This is a genomic window from Sphingobium sp. B8D3B, assembly GCF_025961875.1.
Lineage (GTDB): Bacteria > Pseudomonadota > Alphaproteobacteria > Sphingomonadales > Sphingomonadaceae > Sphingobium.
The window spans coordinates 3020882-3043539 of sequence record NZ_JAOQON010000001.1 but is presented as its reverse complement, the minus strand read 5'-3'; the positions used below and the strand labels follow the sequence as shown (position 1 = coordinate 3043539).

Here is a 22658-nt window from a genome sequence, read left to right as displayed (position 1 = left end):
TATCCAACGAAAAAACCGCCAGGACCCTAAGACCCAGGCAGCCAACCCGATTTTGCGATGCGTTCCCCCGTCCGGGCTGGATGCTTCCGGACCCTCGACAAGCGAGGCGGAAACGACGGAGGACGCTGCCCGGCCGAAGCCGGCGGTATCCAAATGTCCTGCAAGGCGACCCGGAGGCCGCCCCGCTACGGCCATCAGGCCAGTTTGATCTCGACGTTCACGCCGGCAGCCAGATCGAGCTTCATCAGCGCGTCGACGGTCTGCGGGGTCGGCTGCACAATATCAAGCATGCGCTTGTAGGTGCGGACCTCGAACTGTTCACGGCTCTTCTTATCGATGTGCGGTCCACGGTTGACCGTGAACTTCTCGATGCGGGTCGGCAGCGGAATGGGACCGCGAATGAGAGCACCCGTACGACGAGCGGTGTCGGCGATGTCGCCGGTCGCCTGATCCAGCACGCGATGATCGAATGCCTTGAGACGAATACGGATATTCTGCGTTTCCATGTCCACTAACCGATGTGAAAGAGCCAAAACAAAACCGCTTCACCCTGATGGCCCCGGTGCCGTTCTGGCACTCACGAGCCCGCGCGAAGCGGCGAAAAAAGCAGGCCGCTCGAATCACCTGATCCGAGCGGCTCGCTGCCTATATTACTTCGAGATCGTCGCGACAACCCCAGAACCGACCGTGCGGCCACCTTCGCGAATAGCGAAGCGGAGACCCGGGTCCATCGCGATCGGCGCGATGAGCTTGACGGCCAGCTTCACGTTGTCGCCAGGCATGACCATCTCGGTGCCCTCGGGGAGGACGACTTCGCCGGTCACGTCCGTCGTGCGGAAGTAGAACTGCGGACGATAGTTGGCGAAGAACGGCGTGTGACGGCCACCTTCGTCCTTCGACAGCACGTACACCTCGGCTTCGAACTCGGTGTGCGGCGTGACCGAACCTGGCTTGGCCAGAACCTGACCACGCTCGACTTCTTCACGGCCAACGCCACGGATCAGCGCGCCGATGTTGTCGCCGGCTTCACCCTGATCGAGCAGCTTGCGGAACATTTCCACCCCGGTGACGGTCGTCTTCTTGGTGGGCTTGAGGCCGATGATCTCGACTTCTTCGCCAACCTTCACAACGCCGGTCTCGACGCGGCCGGTCACCACGGTGCCGCGACCCGAGATCGAGAACACGTCTTCGATCGGCATCAGGAACGGACGGTCAACCGGACGGGCCGGCTGCGGGATGTAGGCGTCGACGGCATCCATGAGCGCCTTGATCGAATCCTTGCCGATCGCGTCGTCACGGCCTTCGAGAGCGGCCAGAGCCGAACCCTTAACGATGGGGATGTCGTCGCCCGGGAAGTCGTAGCTCGAGAGCAGCTCGCGCACTTCCAGCTCGACGAGCTCGAGGAGCTCCTCGTCGTCGACCTGGTCGACCTTGTTCATGTACACGACGAGCGCCGGCACGCCGACCTGACGGGCGAGCAGGATGTGCTCGCGGGTCTGCGGCATCGGGCCGTCAGCAGCGTTCACCACGAGGATCGCGCCGTCCATCTGGGCGGCACCGGTGATCATGTTCTTCACATAGTCAGCGTGGCCCGGGCAGTCGACGTGCGCATAGTGACGGGCGCCAGTCTCATACTCGACGTGTGCGGTCGAGATCGTGATGCCGCGCTCGCGCTCCTCGGGAGCCTTGTCGATGTTGGCATAGTCCGTGAACGTGGCGCCACCGGTTTCGGCCAGCACCTTGGTGATGGCGGCGGTCAGCGTGGTCTTGCCATGGTCGACGTGACCGATGGTGCCGATATTGCAGTGCGGCTTGTTCCGCTCGAATTTAGCCTTAGCCATTTCCTACCTCTTTTCGCTCAATAGCTTGGGTTCAACCGCTCGGGGAAGCCTCGCGAAGGCGCCCCCATAACAGCAAATTTACATAAATCCAGATGAAAGTGCCGGCTTAGGCCAGCTTGGCCTTCACCTCGTCCGCGACGTTCTGCGGTACCTCGTCATAGTGCGAGAACTGCATGGAGTAGTTCGCGCGGCCCTGGGTGAACGAGCGGAGCGAGTTCACATAGCCGAACATGTTGGCCAGCGGGACCATCGCCTCGACAACCTGCGCATTACCGCGGCTGTCGGTGCCCTGGATCTGGCCACGACGCGAGTTCATGTCGCCGATGACGTCACCCAGATATTCCTCAGGCGTCACCACCTCGACCTTCATCACCGGCTCGAGCAGCGTGATGCCGGCCTTCTGCGCGACTTCACGCATCGCACCGCGACCGGTGATTTCGAACGCCAGCGCCGACGAGTCGACGTCGTGATAGGCGCCGTCATACAGGTTGATCTCGAAGTCGATGATCGGGAAGCCGATGAGCGAGCCCGTGGCCGCCGTCTCGCGCATACCCTTCTCGATCGCCGGGATATATTCCTTGGGAATATTACCGCCCTTGATCTCGTCCTTGAAGATGATGCCCGCACCGCGCTCGCCCGGCGTGACCTTCACCTTGATGCGGCCGAACTGGCCGGTGCCGCCCGACTGCTTCTTGTGGGTATAATCGACGTCGACGGCCTTCTTGAGATACTCGCGATAGGCCACCTGCGGCGCACCGACGTTCGCCTCGACCTTGAACTCGCGCTTCATGCGATCGACGAGGATTTCAAGGTGAAGTTCGCCCATGCCCTTGATGATCGTCTGGCCCGATTCGTGATCGGTCGAAACGCGGAAGGACGGATCCTCGGCGGCCAGGCGGTTGAGCGCGACGCCCATCTTTTCCTGGTCGGCCTTGGTCTTGGGTTCCACGGACAGCTCGATGACCGGCTCGGGGAATTCCATGCGTTCCAGGATGATCGGCTGACGCTCGGCGCACAGCGTGTCACCGGTCGTCGTTTCCTTCATGCCGGCCAGCGCGACGATATCGCCGGCATAAGCCGTATCGATGTCCTCACGGCTGTTCGCATGCATCAGGAGCATACGGCCGATCTTTTCCTTCTTGTCCTTCACGGAGTTCAGATAGGTGCCCTTGCTCAGCGTGCCGGAATAGACGCGCAGGAAGGTGAGCGAGCCGACGAACGGATCGTTCATGATCTTGAACGCGAGACCCGAGAACGGCGCCTCATCGCTGGTCGCGCGGCTGTCCGGCTCTTCCGTGTCGGGGTTGATGCCCTGCACGTCCTCGATGTCCAGCGGGCTGGGCAGATAGTCGACGACCGCGTCCAGCAGCGCCTGCACGCCCTTGTTCTTGAAGGCCGAGCCGCACAGCACCGGCACGAAGCTCTGGTTCAGCGTGCCCTTGCGGATCAACTTCTTGAGCGTCGCGACGTCGGGCTCGTTACCCTCGAGATAGGCTTCCATCGCGGCATCGTCCTGCTCGACAGCCAGCTCAACCAGCTTCTCGCGGTACTCGGCAGCCTTGTCGGCAAGGTCGGCCGGAATTTCTTCATAGAAGAATTCGGCGCCCAGATTCTCATCCTTCCAGATGATCGCGCGGTTGTTGACGAGATCGACGAGACCCTTGAAGTCCGATTCCGCGCCGATGGGCAGATACAGGACGGCCGGGGTCGCGCCCAGGCGATCGATGATCGTCTGCACGCAATAATAGAAATTGGCACCCGTGCGGTCGAGCTTGTTGATGAAGCACATCCGGGGCACGCCGTACTTGTCGGCCTGACGCCACACCGTCTCCGACTGCGGCTCCACGCCGGCGACGCCGTCGAACGCGGCAACCGCGCCGTCGAGCACGCGCAGCGAGCGCTCCACCTCAATGGTGAAGTCCACGTGGCCGGGGGTGTCGATGATGTTCAGGCGATGCTCGGGACCCTTGCCCTCGTCAGCCTTCCACAGACAGGTCGTCGCAGCCGACGTGATCGTGATGCCGCGCTCCTGCTCCTGTTCCATCCAGTCCATCGTGGCGGCGCCGTCATGCACTTCGCCGATCTTGTAGGACTTGCCGGTGTAATAGAGGATGCGCTCGGTCGTCGTCGTCTTGCCGGCGTCGATGTGCGCCATAATGCCGAAATTGCGGTAACGCTCGAGCGGGTGGCTGCGGGCCATGATCTTTACTCCATTGCCCGCGTGCGGCGGGGCTGCGGTCTGAAAGGGTCCTCTCCGTTCGGGTTGGCTCGGCGGGGACCCGTTTCTCCCCTCACGGAAGAACAGCCCTTCGACAGGCCCGAGCGAACGGTGGTGCAGGAAGCCGGGACAGTCCTGCGACGGCCCCGGCATCCAATATAGTGCTTACCAGCGGTAATGCGAGAAGGCGCGGTTGGCTTCGGCCATCCGGTGCGTGTCTTCACGCTTCTTCACGGCATTACCACGGTTGTTCGCGGCATCCAGAAGCTCGCCGGAGAGGCGGGCCGCCATCGTGGTCTCGCTGCGGCTGCGCGCCGCATTGATGAGCCAGCGAATGGCCAGCGCCTGGGCGCGCTCGGGACGGACTTCCACCGGCACCTGATAGGTCGCACCGCCAACGCGGCGGCTGCGGACCTCGATGCCCGGCTTCACATTATTGAGCGCGTCATGAAAGACCGAGATCGGGTCCTTCTTGGCGCGGGTTTCAACGGTGGCCAGTGCGCCATAAACAATCTGCTCAGCGACGGCCTTCTTGCCGTCATACATGACGCTGTTCATGAACTTGGACAGAACCTGATCGCCATACTGGGGATCGGGCAGGATGACGCGCTTTTCGGGGCGACGACGACGTGACATATCTCTGTTCTCCCCTGCTTACTTCGGACGCTTCGCGCCGTACTTGGAACGGCTCTGCTTGCGGTCCTTGACGCCCTGGGTATCCAGAACGCCGCGAAGAACGTGATAGCGCACACCGGGAAGGTCGCGCACACGGCCGCCACGGATCAGCACGACGCTGTGCTCCTGGAGGTTGTGGCCTTCGCCCGGAATGTAGCTGATGACCTCACGGCTGTTGGTGAGGCGCACCTTGCAGACCTTGCGGAGAGCCGAGTTCGGCTTCTTCGGGGTCACGGTGTAGACACGGGTGCAGACGCCGCGCTTCTGCGGGTTCTGCTCCATCGCAGGGACCTTGCTCTTGGCCTTCTGCGGCTCGCGGCCCTTGCGGACCAGCTGGTTGATCGTTGGCATGAAGCCCTTCACCTTTTTTCAGTTACTCTGCCATCTGCATGTCCTGGGTCGGCCGATGACCAGCCGGGGCTGACCTCCAAACGACAAGAGACCCGGCGGTCGGTAAAGACCCCCTGGCCCCGCAAGAGCATAGGCAATGTTCAAGCTCTGTATGACCCAGCGGACGAGCGACCGAATCCTAGTGAAAGCACAGGTTGCGGGCCGCGAGGCAGGCGGGCCTATACAGAGAGGCCGCCAACCGGTCAAGCACGGCTCACCCCAAGGGGCATGCGCGGCGGCGAGGCGTTTTGAAATGCCGCCTTGCCTCTTTCGGCCTGCGCGCGCACATCCCAATCACCCGGCCCAATACCTTGGCCCAACACCCTGGCAGCAAAGGCGAGAGCTGATGACCCTGACCATGCACGCGATCACCGTTCCCCTCCTCGTCAACAGCTTGACCAACATGGAGAGGTGGCTCGCGCGCCCGGATGTGCGTGCTGCCGAGGCCGATCTGCTGGGCGCCCGGCTGATCGAGGATATGCGCCCGCTCACCGCCCAATATCAGATGGCGTCGGACAGCGCGAAGAATGGCATCGCCCGTCTCGCCGGCATCGAGCCGCCCGCCATGCCGGACACCGAGGCGAGCCTCGATGCCCTGCAGGAGCGGCGCGCAAAGACCATCGCCTTCGTCCAGAGCGTGACGCCCGCACAACTGGACGCCAGCGAGGACCGCGAGATCGTGCTGCGCTTCCCGAACGGTCAGGGATATCGGTTCCACGGGCGGGATTATGTCACCGGCTTCATGCTGCCCAACTTCCTGTTCCACGCGACGACGGCCTATGCGCTGCTGCGGGCACGTGGGATCGCGATCGGCAAGCCGGATTTCCTAGCGCATCTCGGCGCGCCGGTCCCGCTCGCCGACCCGGCATGAGCTGACAGCGGCCTATCCCGCGCGGCATCGGCCGCTCCGGCGTGGTTCGCCCTTTGCGCGACCGACAGAGTCGGCTAGAGCCCGGCCCCATGAGCGAGACAGTGTCCTTTGGCTATCGTGAGGTAGCCCCCGAGGAAAAGACGAAGCTGGTCGGCGACGTCTTCTCCAATGTCGCCCGCAACTACGACATCATGAACGATGCGATGTCCGGCGGGATGCATCGGCTGTGGAAGGACCAGTTCGTCCGCCGCGTGAAGCCACGCAAGGACGAGGCGATTCTCGACATGGCCGGCGGCACCGGCGACATCGCCTTTCGCATGGCCAAGCATGGCGCGCGTGTGACGGTGAGCGACATCAACGAGGATATGCTCGCCGTGGGTATGACGCGGGCGCAGACGCGCGGCATCGAGGGGCTGGTCTGGCAGCCGCAAAATGCCGAGCAGCTCATCTTCGGCGATCGCAGTTTCGATGCCTACACCATCGCGTTCGGCATCCGTAATGTGACCGACATCCCGGCGGCGCTGCGCGAGGCGCATCGCGTGCTCAAATATGGCGGGCGCTTCTTCTGCCTGGAATTTTCCAGCACCACCTGGCCGGGCTTCGGCGATGTGTATGACGCCTATTCGCACAAGCTGGTGCCCAAGCTGGGCAAGATGATCGCCGGCGATGCGGAGAGCTACCGCTATCTCATCGAATCCATCCGTCGCTTCCCGGACATGCCGAAGTTCAAGGGCATGATCGAGGAGGCGGGCTTCGTGCAGGCGAAGGCCGAGCCGATCATGGGCGGGCTCGTCGCCATCCACTCGGGGTGGAAGATATGATTCGCCAGCGCAGCGGTCCCATGGTGCGTTCCGCAGGGCGATAAGGTCATGACAGCCCACATCACCCATCTCTGGCGCCTGCTCTCATGGGGGCGGACCCTGGCTCGCCACGGCGCGCTGCGCGGTATCGAGCGGGATGGCAATACGCCCGCCCCGGTGCGCCGCCTCGCACGGCTGGCGCGGCTCGGTGCGCGCGTGCCCAAGGAGCCGCGCTATGCGGAGGCGTTTCAAGCCATTGGCCCGGCCGCGATCAAGCTCGGCCAGTCGCTGGCGACGCGCCCCGATCTGGTCGGTGAGGATGCTGCCCGCGATCTGCTGTCGCTGCAGGACGCGCTCCCGCCCATGCCCTTCTCCGCGATTCGCGCCGAGATCGAAGCCAGCTTCGGGCGACCGCTCGACTCGATCTACGCCAGTGTCGATGAGCAGGCTGTCGGCGCTGCCTCCATCGCACAGGTGCATCGTGCCGTGACGACGGACGGCCGCGCGGTCGCCATCAAGGTGCTGCGCCCCGGCATTCGCGAGCGGTTCAACCGCGACATCGACACTTATGAATGGGCTGCAGCCCATCTGGAGCAACTGGGCGGCGAAGCCTCCCGCCTCCGACCGCGTCTGGTCGTCGCCAATCTCAAGCGCTGGACGGTGCGCGAGCTTGATCTGCGACGTGAGGCAGCCTCTGCATCGGAACTGGCCGAGGCCATGTCCGCCGTGCCGCGCTATCGCATCCCACAGATCGACTGGGATCGCACCAACGGCCGGGTGATGACTCTCGAATGGATCGACGGCATCAAGATCAGCGACCGAGCGGCGCTGGTCGCCGCCGGGCATGATCTGAGCGATCTAGCGGCGCGGCTAGTCAACACCTTCCTGCGGCAGGCCATCGCCGACGGCTTTTTCCATGCCGACATGCACCAGGGCAATCTGTTCGTGCAGGCCGACGGCACCATCGTTGCCATCGACTTCGGCATCATGGGGCGGATCGACCGGCGCGCGCGGCTGTGGCTGGCGGAGATTCTATACGGGCTTATCACCGGCAATTATCGCCGCGTGGCGGAAATCCATTTCGAGGCGCAATATGTGCCGGCCCACCACAATGTCGCCGAGTTCGCGACCGCCCTGCGCGCCGTGGGCGAACCCATGCGCGGCAAGCCGGTCAGCGAGCTGTCCGTTGGTCAGATGCTGGATGGCCTGTTCGCCATCACCCGCGATTTCGACATGCAAACGCAGCCCCATCTGCTGCTGCTGCAAAAGACGATGGTGATGGTCGAGGGCGTGGCGACCATGCTCGACCCGACGATCAACATGTGGGACGTCTCCGGCCCCTATGTGAAGAGCTGGCTGCGCGACGAACTCGGGCCCGAAGCCAAGCTCGCCGATTCGATCCACGAAACGGTGGACACGATCCGCCGACTGCCCGGCCTCGTCCGGCGGCTGGAGGAAGCCTATCCCGAGCCGGGCGGCGCCCCGCCCCCGCCGCCCTTGCCGGCGGTGAAGCTGGTGCAGGTGAAGGTCGGCTGGTTCTGGCGCTATGCGGGCGTGGCGATTCTCGCGGCAGCGGCCGGCGCCGGCGCCATGGCGCTCCTTGGCTGACATCCCGCCCCTGCTGAGCCGCTAGCCGGACCGGCGCCCAGCCGCTATGGAGCCATCATGACCCAGCGGATCCTCCTCATTGTCTCCGGCGGGATCGCCGCCTACAAGGCGCTGGAACTGGTGCGCCTGCTCAAGGGCAAGGGCCTTGCCGTGCGCGCCGTGCTGACCGACGCAGCCACCAAATTCGTGACGCCGCTCTCCTTCGGCGTGCTCTCCGAGGATCATGTCTATGGTGACATGTTCGACCTCAAGGAGGAGCGGGAGATCGGCCATATCCAGCTCAGCCGCGAGGCCGACCTGATCGTCGTCGCGCCGGCGACCGCCAACATCCTCGCCAAGATGGCATCGGGCATCGCTGACGATCTCGCCACCACCGTGCTGCTCGCCACTGACAAGCCGGTGCTCGCCGTGCCCGCGATGAATGTGCGGATGTGGCACCACAAGGCCACCCAGCGAAACCTCGACACGCTGCGCGGCGATGGCATCCATGTGATGGAGCCTGACGTCGGCGCCATGGCCTGCAACGAGTGGGGCAAGGGTCGCCTGCCCGAGCCGGCCGCCATCGTGCAGGAAATCGAGCGGCTGCTGGCAGAGGCGCCGTCACCGGCCGCGCTGCTGACCGACACCAGCCGAACGATCCATGCGCCCGATCTCAGCCACGCCAATCTGCTTGGCCGCCATGTGCTGGTGACCGCCGGGCCGACTCATGAGCCGATCGACCCGGTGCGCTACATCGCCAACCGGTCGTCCGGGCAACAAGGCTTTGCGATTGCCGCCGCCGCCGCACAGGCGGGGGCGCGCGTCACCCTCATCGCCGGGCCCGTCAGCCTGCCCACGCCGCGCGGCGTCACCCGGGTGGACGTGCAGACCGCGCGGGAGATGCAGGCCGCCGTGGAGGGAGCCTTGCCAGCCGATATTGCCATATTGGTTGCAGCAGTGGCCGATTGGCGCGCCGCCGACGAGGCCGGGCAGAAGATCAAGAAGGACGGTTCGGGTACCCCCGCTCCGCTCGCGCTGGCCGAGAATCCGGACATCCTCGCGACACTGGCGCGCCACGGCCAACGCCCCGCCCTGCTCGTCGGCTTCGCGGCCGAGACGGAAACTGTCGTCGACCACGCCATCGCCAAGCGCCAGCGCAAGGGCGCGGACTGGATCGTCGCCAATGACGTCTCCGGCGATGTCATGGGCGGATCGCGCAACAGCGTCCATCTGGTCACGGCGCAGGGCGTCGAAGACTGGCCGGACATGCCCAAAGCCCTCGTCGCCACGCGGCTGATTGAAAGGATTTCCGATGAACTGGCCGCTCGTTGACATTGCGGTGAAGCGCCTGCCCCATGGCGAAGACCTACCCTTGCCCAGCTATGCTACCGCCGGCGCGGCCGGCATGGACGTGGTCTCCGCCGAGGATGTGACGCTGCCGAGCATGGCTCGCCATGCGGTGGCCACCGGCCTCGCGCTTGCCATTCCCGAGGGGTTCGAGGTGCAGGTGCGCCCCCGGTCGGGGCTGGCGCTCAAGCATGGCATCACGCTGCCCAACACCCCCGGCACGATCGACAGCGATTATCGCGGCGAACTGAAGGTCATTCTGGTCAACCTGGGCGAGGATGATTTCGAGATCAAGCGCGGCGACCGGATCGCCCAGCTCATCGTTGCGCCTGTGCAGATCGCGCGCATGGTCGAGGTCGCGACGCTGGACGATACGGCGCGCGGTGCGGGCGGTTTCGGCTCCACGGGCGTCCGCACGGTCTGACGCACGCCCACCCCGATGGACTTCACCGACGATCAGCTTGAGCGATATGCCCGCCACATCGTGCTGCGCGAAATCGGCGGCGCAGGGCAGGCGAGGCTGGCCGGCGCGCATGTCGCGATCATCGGGGCGGGCGGCATCGGCTGCCCGGCGATTGCCTATCTGGCGGCAGCCGGCATCGGCACCCTGCGGATCATCGATCATGATACGGTAAGCCTCTCCAACCTGCAGCGGCAAATCCTGTTCGCCAGCGAGGACATCGGTCGCCCGAAGGCGGAAGCCGCGCGGGACGCGGTGCGCCGACTCAACCCGGATTGTCATGCCATTCCGATCAACACAGCGCTGGATGCCGACAATGCCGCGACGCTGCTGCGCGATGCCGACATCATCCTCGATGGCTGCGACAATTTCGAGACGCGCCTCGCCGTTTCCGACGCTGCGACGCGTCTGCGCATTCCGCTGGTGAGCGCCGCCGTCGGCCAGTTCGAGGGGCAGATCGGTGTCTGGCGGGGATGGGAAGCCGGCCAGCCCTGCTATCGTTGCCTGGTCGGCGACACCCGCACCGACCCCGCCCGCACCTGCGCCGAGGAAGGCATTGTCGGGGCGCTGACCGGCATCATCGGATCGATGGCGGCGCTGGAGGTCCTCCGCGCCCTCGTGCCGTTCGGTGAAGCTGCGACCGGCAAGCTCATCGTCTTCGATCTGCTCGCCCGTCGTCTGCGGACCATGGCCATTCCGCCGGACCCGGCCTGCAAGGCCGCGCTGGCCTGCGCATGAGCGCGCGGCCGCCTCTCGCTCTCGTCGTCATCAGCGCCGAGCCGTCTCGGTTGCGCGCGGCCCTGTCCCTCGCGCGGGCGGAGATCGCCCTGGGAAGCGCGGCCCGCATCTTCCTGCAAGGCGAGGCGGCTGCCCTGTTGCGCACCCCGATCCGCGCACCGCAGGACGCCGCCTGGACTGCAGCTGGGGAGCCGACGCTCGCGCAATTGCTGGATGATGCGCTGGATGAAGGCGTGGCTATCAGCCTCTGCCAGAGCGGCCTTGCCATGGCAGGCGTGGCGGCGGACGGCCTCGACTCCCGTATCGAGATCACTGGCCCCATTGCCTTTCTCGCAGCGGCTGGGCCGGACATCCGCCTGCTGACGCTCTGACCATGAGCCTCGCTCTGTCTCCATCGCTGCTCGGGCTTCTCGCTGCTCTCGCCGCCGGCCTTCTGATCGGCCTCGAACGAGGCTGGACTCAGCGCGACAAGCAGGCCGGGCAACGGGTGGCGGGGTTCCGCACCTTCGGCCTGATCGGCTTTGCCGGTGGCCTGTCTGCGCTCCTGCCGGAGATGATCGCCGCGATCATGGCGCTGGGCGTGGTCGGCGCGCTGCTCATTGGTTTCGGTCAGGCGATTCGCGACGACCAGCTTTCCGCCACAACGATTGTGGCGGCGCTCCTGACCTTCGCCATTGGCTATGCCGCGCTGGCGCTCTCACCCGCCATCGCTCTGGCGGCGGCGGGTGCGGCATTCGTGCTGCTGAGCGCCCGTCACTCGATGCACGCCCTGCTGCGCGGGCTGACGGAAGCCGAGATCGAGGGTGTCGCCCGCTTCGCGCTGGTCGCGCTCGTCGTCCTGCCGCTGCTGCCCGATGCCACTTATGGTCCCTATGATGCCTGGAATCCCCGCCAGATCTGGATGGTGGTGGTGCTGGTCGCCGGTCTCTCCTTCGCCGGCTATGTCGTCGCGCGCCGGTTCGGCAGCAGCCGGGGCGTATTGATGATGGCACTGACCGGCTCCATCGTCTCGTCCACGGCGGTGACGGCCTGGTACGCCCGCCGCCTGAGCACCGAGCCGGAATTACGCGGCGTGCTGACCGCTGGCATCGCCATCGCCACCATCGTCATGTTCGTGCGCGTGCAGGTGCTGACCGCCATCCTCGTGCCCCGCGCCCTGCCGACGCTCGCACTGGTGCTGGCGCCGGCGCTGGTCGTCTCGGCGATCATGGCCCTGCTCGCTTGGCGCCGTGACGATTCGCCGGATGGGCCACCGGTCAAGCTGGGCAATCCTTTCGATTTTGGCCCGGCGCTGATGCTCGCCGGCTTCGTCGCGATCTTCTCGCTGGTGGCGCGCTGGGCGCTGGATGTCTGGGGCGACGAAGGCATCGCGGTTGTCATCGGCCTCACCGGCTTCATGGATGTGGATGCGGCGGTGCTCACCCTTGCCGGCCTGCCCGCACAAACGCTCGACAATGCTACGGCGGGCTTCATCCTCGCCGCGCCGGTCTTCGCCAATACCGCCGTCAAAGGCGTGATGGCGCTTGTACTGGCCGGGGGACGCAATGGCATCGTCGCATCCGCTCCGCTCTTTGCGTCCCTGCTCGCCTCGCTGGCGGGCGCTGCCCTGTTCTGGCTGAGCTGAGCGCGGCGCACCTGCAACGGCGCGGCAACCGATGCCACCAGCGGACGCGCGGGGGCATGACAGCCTGCGTTTATCCTGATACCGCCTGCGCCACCTGAACCCATCCAGCCTCAATGGACAGATTTCGCATGTTGGACTTCACGACCCAGCCGCTCGCCACCCCCACCTCGCCCGAGGACCGTGTTGCCGCCATGGCCACGCTCGGTTTCGGCACGCTCTTCACCGACCATATGGTGACGATCCGCTATACCGAGGGGCAGGGTTGGCATGATGCCGTACTGGGTCCGCGCCAGCCGATTCCGCTCGATCCGGCAGCGGCCGTGCTCCATTATGCGCAGGAGATTTTCGAGGGGCTCAAGGCCTATCGCCTGCCCGACGGGTCCGTCGCAAGCTTCCGCCCGGAGGCCAACGCCGCCCGCTTCAACCAGAGCGCCACGCGCCTCGCCATGCCGCATCTGCCCGAGGATCTGTTCGTCGAGAGCATCCGCAAGCTGGTCGCGGCGGACATCGACTGGGTGCCGGATGCCGACAAGGGCAGCCTGTACCTGCGCCCCTTCATGTTCGCGAGCGAAGCGTTTCTCGGCGTCCGCCCGGCGCGCGAATATATCTATTGCGTGATCGCGTCCCCTGTCGGCGGCTATTTCAAGAGCGGCAAGTCGGCCGTGACGCTATGGGTCAGCCATGATTATGTCCGCGCGGTCCCCGGGGGCACCGGCGCTGCCAAGTGCGGCGGCAATTATGCGGCGAGCCTGCAGCCGCAATCCGTCGGCATCGAGCATGGCTGCGATCAGGTGCTGTTCCTCGATGCGGTCGAGCGCAAATGGATCGAGGAGCTGGGCGGCATGAACATCATGTTCGTCTTCAATGACGGCACGATCATCACCCCGCCGCTGAACGGCTCGATCCTGCCCGGCGTCACCCGCGATTCGTTGCGGCTCGTCGCCGAGGACGCCGGCTACACGGTGAAGGAGGAACCCTACAGCTTTGAGCAGTGGATGGCCGATGCCAAGAGCGGCAAGCTGAAGGAAGCGTTCGCCTGCGGAACCGCTGCCGTCATCACGCCCATCGGCGAGGTGCGCTCGACCCAGGGCGATTTCATCATCGGCAATGGCGATGGCGGCGAGGTGGCCCGCGCGCTGCGCGAGGCGCTGGTCGGCGTGCAGCTGGGCCAGAAGCCGGACCAGCATGGCTGGATGACCCGCCTGGCCTAAGCGGGTTGGCCTGAACGGGCCGGCAAACGGCCGGGAACGGAGCGGGTCATTCTGCAAGGATATGAACCAGTCTATCTGAAGGAACAGACCCGATGACCTTGCGCCCGACCGGCATCGACAATGTCGACATGATCATCCTGCCGCCCGTGCGCGATTTGGGCGACGGCTTTCAGGTCCGGCGCGCGCTGCCATCGGCCCATCGCCGGATGGTCGGCCCCTTCGTGTTCTTCGACCAGTTCGGCCCGACGACCTTCTCGGCCGGCGAGGGCCTGGACGTCCGCCCCCATCCGCACATCGGCCTCGCCACGGTGACCTATGTGCTGGAGGGCGAAATCCTCCACCGCGATTCACTGGGCAAGGTGCAGCCGATCCGCCCCGGCGCCGTCAACTGGATGACGGCGGGCCGCGGCATCGTCCATTCCGAGCGCAGCGCCGATGATACCCGCGCCGCAGGCGGGCCGTTGTTCGGCCTCCAGACCTGGGTCGCGTTGCCGCAAGCGAAGGAAGAGGTCGATCCGGCTTTCTTCCATCACCCCGCCGACACGATTCCCGAAACGGAGGCAGAGGGCGTGCGCATCCGCGTCGTGGCGGGCAGCAGCGACGGGCTGACTTCGCCGGTGCAGGCCTTCTCGGACATGCTGTACGCCGACGTCACCCTCCAGGACGGCGCGCGCTACCGGCTGGGTACCGACCATATCGAACGCGCGGTCTATGTCATCTCGGGCGGGCTGGCGGTGGAAGGCCAGAGCGGCGGTTTCAACGCCGGCGAGCTGGTGATCTTCAAGCCGGACAGCGAGATCGTCCTGCGCGCCAATGGCCCGACCCGCATCATGCTGGTCGGCGGCGAGCCATTAGATGGGCCACGGCACATCTACTGGAACTTCGTTTCCAGCTCCCGCGATCGCATCGAACAGGCCAAGGACGACTGGCGGCAGGGCCGATTCGACACCGTGCCCGGCGAGCGCGAGTTCATTCCGCTGCCCGACTAGGCCTGAACGATTTCAGGCCGGGCGGAGGCCTTCAATCCCGATCCATTTCCTGGATCGCCCGCTCCCGATCGAGCTGGACTTCGGCATTGTGCGTCAGCGCATCGAATGTCGTCATGAAGCTGTCGAGCTGGTCGGCAGGGATGCCCTGAAACAGGAACTCGCTGCGCCGAACCGCTGTCTCCTCAATGATCTGGCTCACCGCGCGTCCCTTCTCGGTCGGACCGAAGAAGCCGTGGCGGCGTCCCGGGCGTCCGGTCCGCTCGATCAGGCCGATCTCGATGAGATGATTGACGGTGCGGCCCGCCTGGCTCTGGTCGCGCGCCAATGCCAGCACCAGCTGGGGCCAGCTGATCGGCGGATTGCGGCAGATTTCCGCCATGACCCAGGTCTCGAAATTCGACAGGCTGGTCTGGCGCTTATGGGCAAGGGCACCGCCGCGCAGCATGTAGGAGCACAGAGTGACGAACGGCGGCAACACGCGTGAGCGGTCCGCCGCGACACCGTTTTCGTCCGGCAGGCCTTCATCGACGAGATCCTGAAATGCCACGGTCTCGGGCCGCTGATTGCTCGCCGCCTGCTTGCGCTCCTGCTCGAACAGGGCAATGGCGCGGGTCAGCAGCATGTCCAGCACTCCGGAGAGCGTCTGAAGTTCCTCATCGCTGATGCCGAAGGTGAGCTCCCGATTGCGCAGCTCGGCATGGCGCTGCAGCCGATCCGCCAGCTGCTTGCCGCTCGGGCTGAGCCGGATGGGGCTGCGGATGCCGCTGCGCAGCAGCAGGGCGACCTCGCCCATGCGCTTGATGGCACGGCTGATCTGCGCCTTGTCGACACCGCAGGCCAGGGAAATCTGCGCGAGGGTCATGCCCCCTTGGACATGAAGGAGCAGCAGGATCCGCCGGTCCAGCTCGTTGATATGCGCGGTGCGGGCGAAGGAGATATTCGCGCTCTCGCGGGCATTGCGCAGAAAGACCCAGAGCTTGGACTGGAACCGGGCCTGACGCTCGTCCCGCGGGCCGGGCGCCGGCGACGGGGCGTCGACGTCGATGCCGTCGAGCAGGACATCCAGCTGGCGATCGAAGGAACTGTCCGGTCCCGATGGTTCGGCACGGGCCTGCTCGACCAGCGTCCACCCGATCACGAAATGCTCGAGCGCCTGCGCGATCACGCGGGCTTCATCGAGCGCGAGGCCGACCTCGCACAAGGGTGCGACCGCGTCCGGCGTTCCCACCGCGAGAGGAAAGCGCGAGGCGACATGCGCGAACAGCCTGGCGCCATCGCGACTGGAGAGCATGGCGGCCCGGCTGGTCTGCGCGCGCAAGGCAAGGCGACCGCGCCAGCCCGGGCCTGCCGCGCCACCCTCGGCAGCACGCACCATGTCCTGCGCCAACGCCGTCAGAAGTTGATCGTCGCTCGCGAAATGCTCTTCGATCTCGGCCGGATCGGTCGCAAGGTCGGCAGCGACGGCCTGCAGAGTGCAGCCGTCCAGGCCCGACCGGCCCAACAGGGCCAGCCCGGCGCTGATAATCGATGCCCTGCCGATGCGCGCCCGGACCGAACCGAGCGCCGCGCGCCCCTTATTCATGATGACCGATCCCCAAAGACCCACCTTTCGCGTGATTCGGCCAGATTCATCGCATTTTCGAGCAGCGGTCAATGTTTATGCAAAATAATCAGACATGATCGTCATCCCCAAGCGATCCGTAAAATCGTTAGACCCGCAATAGATGGCGTAGTAAGATTTTCGCCACGCGGACGACCGCGTCACGAGAAGACAAGATATGTGGGAGCGAGAGGACCGGTGATCAGCAAATCCGTGGCGGCAGTCAGCGCCTTCATCATCGTCGCAGCCGGACTGAGCGGCGTGGCCCAAGCGCAGGGCAGCCTGAACGACCAGTTGGCGACCTGCGCGAGAATTGGGTCCACGGAAGCACGCCTCGCCTGCTACGATTCGGTGGCGCAGTATAATCAGCCGCAAGGCGGTGCCTCTTCTCCCGCGCCTGTGCCAGGCGCCTCCGAGTCCGGCAGTACGAGCCGCACGTCCACACCCGCACCGGCTGCCCCGCCTGCCCCTGCAGCGACGACCGGCTTTGGCGCCGAGCAGGTGGAGCGCGCCACGCGCCAGCCGCGCGCATCTCAGGACGACAAGGAAACGAGCGCCACCGTGGCAAGCGTGCGCGAGATCGGCCCGGGGCTCTGGCAGGTCACGCTTGGGGATGGCGCGGTCTGGCGGATGACCGAGCGGATGACCGCCTTCCAGCCGCCCGCCCCCCAGGACCCGGTCACCATCCGCAAGGGCGCGCTCGGCAGCTATCTGATGCAAGTCGGGCGGCAGGCAGCTGTGCGCGTGAACCGCGTGCGCTGATCGCGCGCGGCATCCGGCGGAAAGACCTAATCAACAAACCGCCGGCTTGCTGCGAGCAGGATCGGCCCCGCGCCTACCGCCGGCTTATTGCACATCCGCCCGTTGCTCGCCGCAGCCACGCGAAGCACGCGCCGCCGCTTTTTTGTGGACTTAGTCATTCTGATCTCGATAGGGCCGTGCCATCCCGCATGAGCAGGCGGATTGAGGAGAGGTGATCTGATGTTGAACGTGAGCGGCAAGACGGCCTTCATCACCGGCGGCGCGAGCGGCATGGGCTGGGGCATGGCAAAGGCTTTCGGTGAAGCGGGGATGCGGGTCATCATCGCCGACATCCGCCAGGACGCGCTCGATCAGGCGATGGAAGGCTTTGCCAAGACCAATCTGGCCGTTCACGCTATCAAGCTGGATGTCGCAGACCGCGACGGCTGGGCACGCGCCGCCGATGAAGCCGAGGCGCAGTTCGGCAATATTCATGTGCTGGCGCTCAATGCCGGGGTGGGCGTGACCGGCTCGATGCTGACGGCGACCTACAAGGACTGGGACTTCAACATGTCCGTCAATGTCGGCGGCGTCGTCAACGGGCTCGTCACCATGCTGCCGCGGATGCTCAAGCATGGCGAGGAAGGGCAGATCGTCGTCACATCCTCGACCGGCGGCTTTTCTGCGGTGGGCAATGCCGGGCTCTATTGCGCTGCCAAGTTCTGCGTGGCCGGCATGTTCGAGAGCCTCGCGACCGATCTGCGCGGCACCGCGCTTGGTGCCTCGGTCTTCTTCCCCGGCCCGGTGCAGACCCAGCTCGGCAGCACGACCAACGCCACCCGCCCCGAGCATCTGCGCAATGATGCGCCGCCCCCGGCCCCCGAGGCCGTCGGCGCGAAGAAGGATGCCCGGCCGGCACCCGGCTTCGACCCAAGCCTCTTCATGTCCAGCGAGGAAGTAGGTGAGCGCGTGCTGCGCGGCATTCGCCGCCGCGACCTGTTCATCATGACCCACCCGGAGTTCCAGCACGGAATCGAAGCGCGTAGCAAGGCGCTGGTCCGTGCCATTCCGGTTGAAGCGCCGAACGAGGCCCGCGCCAATCTCGTCGCCCAGTTCGGAACGCTCATGTACAACCCGATCTACGACGAGCAGCAGCCGCTCGACGAACCGCTTTGAGACGGCGGAGCTGACCGCAACAGGAGAGAAAAGATGGCTAAGGTCGTCCGCGTGCATGAACTGGGGCCACCTGACGTGCTCCGTTTCGACGAGATCGCGGTCGGCGCGCCCGGCCCTGGTGAAGTGCGGATCAGGGTCGAAGCCATTGGCCTCAACCGCTCCGAAGCGATGTTCCGGGCAGGGCGCTATCCCACCAAGCCGACATTGCCGACGCTGATCGGCTATGAGGCCTGCGGCATCATCGAAGCTCTCGGTGATGGCGTGTCAGGCTTTGCCGTGGGGGATCGGATCTGTGCCCTGCCCATGTATCCGCTCGGCCAATATGGTGTCTGGGCCGAGCAGGCGATCGTGCCGGCCCGCTGCCTCCTGCACGCACCACCCGGGCTCAGCGCCGCGCAGGCTGCGGCGGTGTGGATGCAGTATATGACAGCCTATGCGATCATCGAGGTCGGCAAGGCTGGCATCGGCGACTATGTCATCATCCCCGCCGCCTCCAGCAGCGTCGGTCTCGCTGCAATCCAGCTTGCCAACTGGGCCGGCGCCGTCTCGATTGCCGCCACGCGCACCAGCGACAAGGCCGAGGCGCTCAAAGCGCACGGGGCCGCCCATGTCATCGCGACCGGGGAGACGGATCTGGGCGAGGCCGTCATGCAGATCACCGACGGCAAAGGCGCGCGGCTGGTGTTCGATCCGGTGCAGGGGCCGTATGTTCAGACGCTCACCAGCGCGATGGCCGAGCGTGGCATTCTGTTCATCTATGGCGGCCTGTCCGAACAACCGACCCCCTATCCGCACTGGAACATGGCCTTCAAGGGCCTGTCGATGCGCGGCTGGGTCGCCTCGGAAATCTGGAACCATCCCGAGCGGTACAAGCGCGCGCAGGAGCACATTCTGCTGGGATTGAAGCTGGGCAAGCTCAAACCGGTGATCGCGCGGACCTTCCCGTTCAGCGAGATCGTGGAAGCCAATCGCTATCTGGAATCGAACCAGCAAATCGGGAAGATCGTCGTCACTGTCTGAACCGGATGGCGGCGTCGCTGCGGGAGAGAAATATGGCGGATGAAGAGCACGGCCAGACCAGCGTGAAACTCCCGGCGCGGGACATCCCGCCACCCCGGACGATCAGCCCGCAAGCCCGGCAAGCGCTGATCGAGGGCGCCGCCACGCCGGCGACGGACTGGCCGAGCGCAACCGATCTGGCAGGCTGGCGGGAACGGCTGGCGGCCAGCAACGCCATGTGGGAGCCGATGGCGCAGGCCATGCTCGCCGCGCTACCGGTGACCATCGACACCGTGCAGATCGTCGGCGTGACCTGCCATGACTGCGTGCCGCACGCCGGAACAGCTGATGATGGTCCGGTCTATGTCTTCATTCATGGCGGCGCGTTTGTTTTCGGCGGTGGCGCATTCGCCAAGGCGACCGGTGCCCGGCAGGCAGCGGCGCTGGGCTGCCGGGTCGTCTCGGTGGATTATCGTATGCCGCCCGACCACCCTTACCCGGCTGCGCCGGAGGATTGCCTTGCGGTATATCGGGCGTTGCTGGCCGGGACCGATCCGCGCCGCATCGTGATTGGCGGCAGTTCCGCCGGCGGCAATCTCGCCGCGGCTGTGACGCTGATGATTCGCGATCAGGGCCTGCCGCTCCCCGCCGGTCTCGTGCTACTGACGCCCGAAGTCGATCTGACCGAGTCGGGTGACAGCTTCCTCACCAATGAAGGGCTGGATGTGGTGCTCAAGCGCGGGCTGCCGGAGTGCAACGCGCTCTACGCCAACGGCCATGACCTCACGCAGCCTTATCTTTCCCCGCTCTTCGGCGACTTCACCCGGGGCTTTCCGCCGACACTGGTGCAGACTGGAACGCGCGATCTCTTCCTGTCCAATTCCGTGCTCTTCCACCGCAAGTTGCGAGAGGCGGGCGTCGATGCCGAATTGCACGTGTGGGAAGCGATGCCGCACGCCGGGTTCGGCTGGGGCGAGGTGCCGGAGAACAGGGAAATCGAGCGCGAGGTTGCCCGGTTCATCGGGCGCGTGGTGCCGCAGCAGAGCTAGCGCAGCCGCGGGCTGGCCATGAAAAAGGGAGAGCGCGCGCCCTCCCTTTTCATATCTTACAGCGAAGTGCGCGCTTACTCAGCGGCAATCGCGTCGACGCGGGCCGGAATGTCCAGCCCATAGAGCTTGGCGGCATTCTCATAGGCAATCTTGCGCACCAGCGCCGGATCGGCGCCCTCGGTGAACTCGGCCAGCACCTTGCGGCTGTTCGGCCAGATGCTGTCCGGGTGCGGATAGTCCGTCGCCCACAGCAGCTTGTCCTCACCATAGAACTTGTGCAGCGCGATTGCCGTGGGGCTCTGCTGGAACGTGCCATAGACCTGCCGCTTGAACAGCTCGGACGGCTTCATCTTGTGCGGAATGCCGCCGCGCGCGTTCCAGAATTCTTCGGCTTCCCACAGGCGCCAGTGGCGATAATCCAGTTCCTCGATCACCCAGGGCAGCCAGCCGATGCCGCTCTCTGCGATGACGATCTTGAGGCCGGGGTGACGCTCGAGAATGCCCCAGGCAAACAGGTCCACAAACGGGTCCATGAACTGCTCGATGAACATCTTCACGTGCAGGAAGGTGGCGCCCGGGCTGCCCTTATACTTGTCGAATGCGCGGCTGACGCTCGGGAACACGGTCACGTGGAAGGAGAGAATGATGTTATTCTCCTCCAGCATGGTCCAAAGCGGCTCCCAGCGCTCGTCCTCAAGGCGCGGCTGGGCCATAGCGATCTGCAGATTGGCCTGCTTGAAACCGCCCAGATCGACGATCTTCTGCAGCATCGCGACGGCCGCCTCCGGCTCGGGCGGCAGCATCGGCACGCCGATCAGCCGGTCGGGAGCGGCGGAGCAGAACTCCTTGAGCCATTCATTATACGCGCCATAACAGGCGTCGCGCAGTTCCTTGTCATCGAAATCGAGCGAGGTGACCGGGCCGAAGATGACATGCGCGTACACGCCATCCCGATCCATGTCGGCCAGTCGCAGTTCGGCGACCGCAGGGCGGCGCTCGGTCTGATCGACGATGCCGCCGCGATCCAGGGCGGTGAAGATCGGCTTGGGACCGGTCATCGTGCTCGGCGCACCCGACCAGCCGCCCAGGCTCTTGCCGTCGCTCATCCAGGTGGCGCGGCCATCGACCATCTCGACCTTGGGGCCGCGATCCTTCAGATGGCCGGGCAGCCGGCTCGTCCAGAGATCGGTAGGAAGTTGATTGAGATCGAGGTGATCGTCACAACTGATCAGCGGATAATCCATGGGCCTGCTCCTCTCGCCTGAAGACCGAATGAAACGAGGACGGCTTTGTGCCGTCAGCCTTCGGTCCTCAGCAATGTAATTAGCTACCTAACTATCTTGCAGCTTTTCATGGAGCAATGCAAGCATTTCCGTCGCCTTTGCCCTTCGGTTCAACCCGGCTGGCGCTCCTCAACTGGAAATGGCGCGCAACGGCGCGGTGATCGCGCTGCGCTCCTCGCCGTATTCATTGACGTTGGCGCGGCGCAAATCGCGCTTGTAACGCACATAATCGAACGCAGTCCCGCGGTGCAGCGCATAGCGATTGTCCCAGATCAGCAGGTCGCCCTGGCGCCATTTGTGCGCGTAGATAAACTTCTCCTGACTGGCGAAGGCGATCAATTCGTCGATCAGGGCCGTGCCCTCGGCATCGCTCAGCCCCTCGACGCGGAACGCATGGCTGCCCACGAACAGGCTCTTGCGACCCGAGGGACCGATTCGCACCATCGGCTGCATCGCGCCCGGCATGATCTCGCGGATACGGGCCGCTTCCTCGGGGCTGGCGCCGCCCTTGATGCGGCTGGCCGCAAAGCTGTGCTCGGCAACGAGCGTCTCGATGCGATCCTTCATCGCCTGCGGAAGTTCATCATAGACATGGCGCAGATCCACGAACTCGGTGTCGCCGCGCTCCGGCGGAACGATCACACCGCGCAGCATCGACCATTTGCTCGGCATGTCGTTGAAGCTGCTGTCCGCGTGGAAAATCTCATTGCCCTTGGCGAACTTGGCCCGCAGCGATTCGCGGTCCACGATCTCGCCGTTCACGTCGAGATTGGAGGCATCGTAGAGGCCATAGGCCATCCGGCGCGGCTCATCCGGCCGATAGACGCCGGGCAGTTCGAGCGGCCCGAAGGCACGGGCGAAGCTCAGATGCTCCTCATCCGTGATATGCCCCTGGCCGCGGATGCACAGCACGACATGCTCGTCCATCAGGCGTTCGACGAGATCGATCAGCGGCTGATCGGGTACTTGCGACAGGTCAGGGCCGGACAATTCGGCGCCAAAAATCGGATGCAGCCTCCTGACGTCCATCGCACCTCTCCCGTCTCACATGTTTGTGCA

At 65.2% G+C, this 22658-nt stretch carries 22 protein-coding genes; 14 read left to right on the top strand and 8 right to left on the bottom strand.

What is annotated here, in order from left to right; genetic code table 11:
• Positions 1 to 194 precede the first annotated feature (194 nt).
• The 5 genes from rpsJ to rpsL all read right to left on the bottom strand — a co-directional run bounded on the left by rpsJ (position 195) and on the right by rpsL (position 5085).
• The gene (gene rpsJ / locus M2343_RS14305; RefSeq protein WP_014077880.1) at positions 195 to 506 is read right to left on the bottom strand and encodes a 30S ribosomal protein S10; all 312 of its coding nucleotides are present in this window, start codon (positions 504 to 506) and stop codon (positions 195 to 197) included.
• A 144-nt stretch (positions 507 to 650) separates the two neighbouring features.
• The gene (gene tuf / locus M2343_RS14300) at positions 651 to 1841 is read right to left on the bottom strand and encodes an elongation factor Tu (protein ID WP_181561249.1); all 1191 of its coding nucleotides are present in this window, start codon (positions 1839 to 1841) and stop codon (positions 651 to 653) included.
• A gap of 106 nt (positions 1842 to 1947) precedes the next feature.
• Positions 1948 to 4041 (bottom strand): elongation factor G, encoded by a 2094-nt coding sequence (gene fusA, locus M2343_RS14295; RefSeq protein ID WP_264571786.1) that lies wholly within the window; start codon positions 4039 to 4041, stop codon positions 1948 to 1950.
• 183 nt (positions 4042 to 4224) lie between these two features.
• Complete coding sequence (rpsG, locus tag M2343_RS14290; RefSeq protein WP_181561247.1) at positions 4225 to 4695, bottom strand: 30S ribosomal protein S7; 471 nt, start codon at positions 4693 to 4695, stop codon at positions 4225 to 4227.
• An 18-nt stretch (positions 4696 to 4713) separates the two neighbouring features.
• The gene (gene rpsL, locus M2343_RS14285) at positions 4714 to 5085 is read right to left on the bottom strand and encodes a 30S ribosomal protein S12 (protein ID WP_181561246.1); all 372 of its coding nucleotides are present in this window, start codon (positions 5083 to 5085) and stop codon (positions 4714 to 4716) included.
• Between the two features lie 385 nt (positions 5086 to 5470).
• Here rpsL and M2343_RS14280 point away from each other — a divergent pair, with 385 nt between their 5' ends.
• The 10 genes from M2343_RS14280 (at position 5471) to M2343_RS14235 (ending at position 14751) form a co-directional block, all read left to right on the top strand.
• Complete coding sequence (locus M2343_RS14280) at positions 5471 to 5995, top strand: DUF1993 family protein (protein WP_264577171.1); 525 nt, start codon at positions 5471 to 5473, stop codon at positions 5993 to 5995.
• A gap of 89 nt (positions 5996 to 6084) precedes the next feature.
• Entirely contained in the window at positions 6085 to 6816 is a 732-nt protein-coding gene (locus M2343_RS14275) for a class I SAM-dependent methyltransferase (protein WP_264577170.1), read from the top strand.
• A gap of 48 nt (positions 6817 to 6864) precedes the next feature.
• The gene (gene ubiB / locus M2343_RS14270) at positions 6865 to 8403 is read left to right on the top strand and encodes a 2-polyprenylphenol 6-hydroxylase (RefSeq protein ID WP_264577169.1); all 1539 of its coding nucleotides are present in this window, start codon (positions 6865 to 6867) and stop codon (positions 8401 to 8403) included.
• A gap of 57 nt (positions 8404 to 8460) precedes the next feature.
• The gene (coaBC, locus tag M2343_RS14265; protein WP_264577168.1) at positions 8461 to 9714 is read left to right on the top strand and encodes a bifunctional phosphopantothenoylcysteine decarboxylase/phosphopantothenate--cysteine ligase CoaBC; all 1254 of its coding nucleotides are present in this window, start codon (positions 8461 to 8463) and stop codon (positions 9712 to 9714) included.
• Complete coding sequence (gene dut / locus M2343_RS14260) at positions 9695 to 10153, top strand: dUTP diphosphatase (RefSeq protein ID WP_181561241.1); 459 nt, start codon at positions 9695 to 9697, stop codon at positions 10151 to 10153. Before coaBC ends, dut begins: the two co-directional genes overlap by 20 nt.
• A gap of 15 nt (positions 10154 to 10168) precedes the next feature.
• The gene (locus M2343_RS14255; protein WP_264577167.1) at positions 10169 to 10927 is read left to right on the top strand and encodes a HesA/MoeB/ThiF family protein; all 759 of its coding nucleotides are present in this window, start codon (positions 10169 to 10171) and stop codon (positions 10925 to 10927) included.
• Complete coding sequence (locus tag M2343_RS14250) at positions 10924 to 11298, top strand: DsrE family protein (protein ID WP_264573860.1); 375 nt, start codon at positions 10924 to 10926, stop codon at positions 11296 to 11298. The genes M2343_RS14255 and M2343_RS14250 overlap by 4 nt, the downstream gene beginning before the upstream one ends.
• A gap of 2 nt (positions 11299 to 11300) precedes the next feature.
• On the top strand, positions 11301 to 12551 hold the full coding sequence (locus M2343_RS14245; RefSeq protein WP_264577166.1) for an MgtC/SapB family protein: 1251 nt from the start codon (positions 11301 to 11303) through the stop codon (positions 12549 to 12551).
• Between the two features lie 113 nt (positions 12552 to 12664).
• Positions 12665 to 13762, top strand: a complete 1098-nt coding sequence (locus M2343_RS14240; RefSeq protein ID WP_413716028.1) for a branched-chain amino acid aminotransferase — start codon at positions 12665 to 12667, stop codon at positions 13760 to 13762.
• A 92-nt stretch (positions 13763 to 13854) separates the two neighbouring features.
• Positions 13855 to 14751, top strand: coding sequence for a pirin family protein (locus M2343_RS14235; RefSeq protein ID WP_264577164.1), 897 nt, complete (start codon positions 13855 to 13857; stop codon positions 14749 to 14751).
• 31 nt (positions 14752 to 14782) lie between these two features.
• Here the strand turns inward: M2343_RS14235 and M2343_RS14230 are convergent, their stop codons facing one another.
• Positions 14783 to 16333, bottom strand: a complete 1551-nt coding sequence (locus tag M2343_RS14230; protein ID WP_264577163.1) for a TetR/AcrR family transcriptional regulator C-terminal domain-containing protein — start codon at positions 16331 to 16333, stop codon at positions 14783 to 14785.
• Positions 16334 to 16549: 216 nt separating this feature from the next.
• Between M2343_RS14230 and M2343_RS14225 the strand changes: the two genes are divergently transcribed.
• From M2343_RS14225 to M2343_RS14210, 4 genes are all read left to right on the top strand, one after another.
• Positions 16550 to 17113, top strand: coding sequence for a hypothetical protein (locus M2343_RS14225; RefSeq protein ID WP_264577162.1), 564 nt, complete (start codon positions 16550 to 16552; stop codon positions 17111 to 17113).
• A 219-nt stretch (positions 17114 to 17332) separates the two neighbouring features.
• Positions 17333 to 18268: an SDR family NAD(P)-dependent oxidoreductase gene (locus M2343_RS14220; protein ID WP_264577161.1), complete on the top strand. Its 936-nt coding sequence runs from the start codon at positions 17333 to 17335 to the stop codon at positions 18266 to 18268.
• A gap of 33 nt (positions 18269 to 18301) precedes the next feature.
• Positions 18302 to 19288 carry a zinc-dependent alcohol dehydrogenase family protein gene (locus tag M2343_RS14215; RefSeq protein WP_264577160.1) on the top strand — a complete coding sequence of 329 codons (987 nt, stop codon included), beginning with the start codon at positions 18302 to 18304 and terminating at the stop codon, positions 19286 to 19288.
• Positions 19289 to 19320: 32 nt separating this feature from the next.
• Positions 19321 to 20316 (top strand): alpha/beta hydrolase, encoded by a 996-nt coding sequence (locus M2343_RS14210; RefSeq protein WP_264577159.1) that lies wholly within the window; start codon positions 19321 to 19323, stop codon positions 20314 to 20316.
• Between the two features lie 74 nt (positions 20317 to 20390).
• Here M2343_RS14210 and M2343_RS14205 read toward each other — a convergent pair whose 3' ends face one another.
• Both M2343_RS14205 and M2343_RS14200 read right to left on the bottom strand, forming a co-directional pair.
• Entirely contained in the window at positions 20391 to 21560 is a 1170-nt protein-coding gene (locus M2343_RS14205; RefSeq protein ID WP_264577158.1) for an amidohydrolase family protein, read from the bottom strand.
• Between the two features lie 168 nt (positions 21561 to 21728).
• Positions 21729 to 22628, bottom strand: coding sequence for a TauD/TfdA dioxygenase family protein (locus tag M2343_RS14200; protein WP_264577157.1), 900 nt, complete (start codon positions 22626 to 22628; stop codon positions 21729 to 21731).
• Positions 22629 to 22658 lie beyond the last annotated feature (30 nt).